This window comes from Streptomyces sp. CO7, from assembly GCF_053474865.1.
The window spans coordinates 1-601 of sequence record NZ_JBRIOU010000065.1; the positions used below are offsets into that span (position 1 = coordinate 1).

The 601-nt window shown below is 67.9% G+C and carries 1 protein-coding gene; it reads right to left on the bottom strand.

Annotated elements, in window-relative coordinates; all coding sequences use genetic code 11:
* Positions 1–61: 61 nt before the first annotated feature.
* Positions 62–601: site-2 protease family protein (locus ACOV8S_RS31110; RefSeq protein ID WP_448321833.1), on the bottom strand; the 540-nt coding region annotated here is incomplete at its 5' end.

Here is a 601-nt window from a genome sequence, read left to right on the forward strand (position 1 = left end):
GACATGCTCTCCGGATCGGGCCTCACGCCGGATCACCAGCGAGGTCCGGTTCGTACGGGTGTCAGCTGATCCGTACCGGATTGACGACGTCGGCCACCAGGACGAGCAGCGTGAAGCAGACGAAGATGCCCGCCACCACGTAGGCCACCGGCATCAGCTTCGCCACGTCGAACGGTCCCGGGTCCGGGCGGCGCAGCACCTTGGCCGCGTTCCGGCGCAGCGACTCCCACAGGGCGCCCGCGATGTGTCCGCCGTCGAGCGGCAGCAGCGGGAGCATGTTGAACAGGAACAGCGAGACGTTGAACATGACCAGCAGGTTCATGAACATCACGAGGATCGTCGTCTTCGGTGCCTCGACGGTCATCAGCTCGCCGGTGATCCTGGCCGCGCCGACCACACCGACCGGCGAGTCCTCGGCGCGCTCGCCGTCGCCGAAGGTGGCGTCCCAGAGGCCGGGGATCTTGCCGGGGAGGGCGATCACCGAGTGGACGCCGTTCTCCATGAGGTCGGTCATGCGCTCGGTGGTCTCGCCGAAGCTGAGGGGCGCGACCTCGGTCTTGGAGGCGAAGCCGAGGTAGCCGGCGTCGACGTACGTCACCGG